Below are 313 nucleotides of genomic sequence, written 5' to 3'. Positions count from 1 at the left end.
GCTCTTCCGATCTGGCGGCGGCGCGCGCGGCCGTGGACCTCATGCAGCGCAACACCCGCGACTTGAGCGCCCAGGCACGCGCAGGGACTGATGCGGCGGCCAGGCAAGGACAAGCCCTCGAGGAGCAACGGCGGACGGCCGAAGCGCTGGCGCGCGACCTTGAGGCGGCGCGGCGCACGATCGAGGTGCATCGCGAGATCTTTGCCCGCGAGGGCCTCGCGGAAGCCTTTGGCCGCGTCATCGCCGTGGTGGTGCAGCCGGGCGTCGAATTCGGCAGCGAGAACGTCATCGCCTATCGGCCCGAGGCGTCGAA

Annotated in this window: 1 protein-coding gene; it reads left to right on the top strand. The window is 70.9% G+C overall.

Translation table 11 applies throughout. The features are described 5' to 3' along the window. Window positions 1–313 (top strand): class II D-tagatose-bisphosphate aldolase, non-catalytic subunit (locus EN808_RS35685; protein ID WP_145973053.1); only part of this gene is annotated, 313 nt, incomplete at both ends.

The sequence above is a fragment of the Mesorhizobium sp. M8A.F.Ca.ET.165.01.1.1 genome (assembly GCF_004792065.1).
Lineage (GTDB): Bacteria > Pseudomonadota > Alphaproteobacteria > Rhizobiales > Rhizobiaceae > Mesorhizobium.
Note: the sequence above shows the minus strand (reverse complement) of the source record. Positions and strands in the feature narration are given on the sequence as shown.